At 52.8% G+C, this 1976-nt stretch carries 1 protein-coding gene; it reads left to right on the forward strand.

Annotated elements, in window-relative coordinates; genetic code table 11:
- On the forward strand, positions 1–1941 hold a 1941-nt coding region (locus A918_RS0111695), incomplete at its 5' end, for a M23 family metallopeptidase (protein ID WP_022711250.1).
- Between the last annotated feature and the right edge of the window lie 35 nt (positions 1942–1976).

A 1976-nucleotide genomic window follows, 5' to 3' on the forward strand; every position in this document is an offset into this window, starting at 1 on the left:
AGCGACCCCGGAGATGAGCCGCCGCTCATCACGGACGGGCGTCGCGGACCACCGGATCGGCGTGAGGTTTCTGCGCGGTGGCTGGCCGGTACTTTTCTGACCGGCATTACAGCCTCATTACTCATTGGTGTTGCACTCTTTGCAGCACTCGACGGACGTCAGCAATTAGCGACGCCTCCGGAGCTTGTTACAAAAGAAGAAATGCCGGCGAAATCGGATACTCAGGACAGCACCAAGGGCAACCGCGTTATTGCAACTGTCACCAAACAAAAAAGCCGCGACCGCCGCCGCATGGAAGTTTCAACCATGCAGAAAGTTGGTGAGCGCGAGGTTATCCGTACCAAACCTTTTGAATATGTCCGTATGGCTTTGGCCGCCGATCATCCGGCAAGCCGCCAATATCCGGCATTTGATGCTATGGCTGTTTTCTCTGACGGCGCTAAACAACAGGTGCAGGCTGCGAGTACCGGACAAATTTACGGTGCGAAGGTTGAAAGTGAAATCAGTCTGCGTACGATCGATTTTCCAGTTAATGCCGGAAATTATGATTCAGCATCTGATCTGACCAGCGACGAAGTTGAAAAAGTCGTCCGCAGCACCGGTCAGCTGCTGACCGACGGCGATGTGCAGATCGCGTCTCTTCATTATGTCGATCCGCTGCGCTTTGGTAATAGTGGTGACTCCCCTTATACGCTGACACAACCGCTTGGCGTGCGTATCACGCAGGAGAATGTCAGCGTCAGCAACCGCCTTCTCGATGGCGAAACCAATACCGGCTTCTCCGAAGATATTATTCCTTTCCGTTCGGATTCGAAAATCATCGATGCTCTGAATAAGAGCGGCTATGAGGGGGAAGATGCGGATAATATTGCTGAAGCCCTGAGCAAGCTGATGAATTCGCCGCGCCTGAAGGCTGGCAGCGTATTGCGTGTGGGCGTGACCTCTTCTGAAGAAGAAGATCATATTGTCCGTGTGACACTCTATAACGGAACAACCCATATTGTTACGGTCGCTCTTGATGACCAAAACCAATATGTTCCGTCTGATGAACCGGAAATGACCCCGCTTCTGCAAACTGCATTTGATGATAATGCACCGCCGCCGACAATCCGCGGTGAGCTGCCATCTGTTTATGATGCCGTTTATAAAGCAGCTCTTGTCTATGGCATGACCAATGATATGGCGCGGCAGCTGATAAAAATGCTGGCGAATGATGTCGATCTGCAATCCAAGATCACCCGCTCCGATGCGATTGAAGCATTCTTCTCCCTGCCGGAAGATTCCGAAAGCGCCAATGAAGAATCTCAGCTGCTCTATGTCAGCGCCAATATGGGCGGCACGACCAAGAAATTCTACCGCTACCAGTCGCCGGAAGGCAGCGTGGAATTTTATGATGAGAATGGCCGCAGTGCCCAGCAATTCCTGATCCGTAAACCGGTTCCGAACGGTGTCTTCGGTTCGCCATTCGGCGGACGACGCCATCCTATCCTCGGTTATGTCCGCATGCATACAGGTGTCGACTGGCGCGCACCGCGCGGCTCCCCGATTCTTGCTGCCGGTAATGGTGTTGTTGAAAAAGCCGGCTGGGCCAATGGTTACGGCAATCAGACCATTATCCGTCACGGCAACGGCTATCAGACCAGTTACAACCACCAGAACGCGATTGCTTCCGGCATTACACCCGGCGCACGTGTTCGTCAGGGACAGCTGATCGGTTATGTCGGTTCAACCGGCCTCTCGACCGGCCCGCATTTGCACTATGAAGTGATTGTGAATGGCGCGAAAGTTGATCCGATGCGTATCCGTATGCCGCAAAGCCAGTCTCTGGGCGGAAAACAGCTGGAAGTCTTTACGCGTGAACGTAACCGTATTGATCAGCTGCTGGATGGTAAGGGAGATGCCCCTGCCAAGGTTGCCAATACATCTCAGGCAAAAAGCTGATAATTTTATAGAATAAAAAAGCGGCCGTTCAGGCC

The sequence above is a fragment of the Pseudochrobactrum sp. AO18b genome, from assembly GCF_000409565.1.
Classification (GTDB): Bacteria; Pseudomonadota; Alphaproteobacteria; order Rhizobiales; family Rhizobiaceae; genus Pseudochrobactrum; species Pseudochrobactrum saccharolyticum.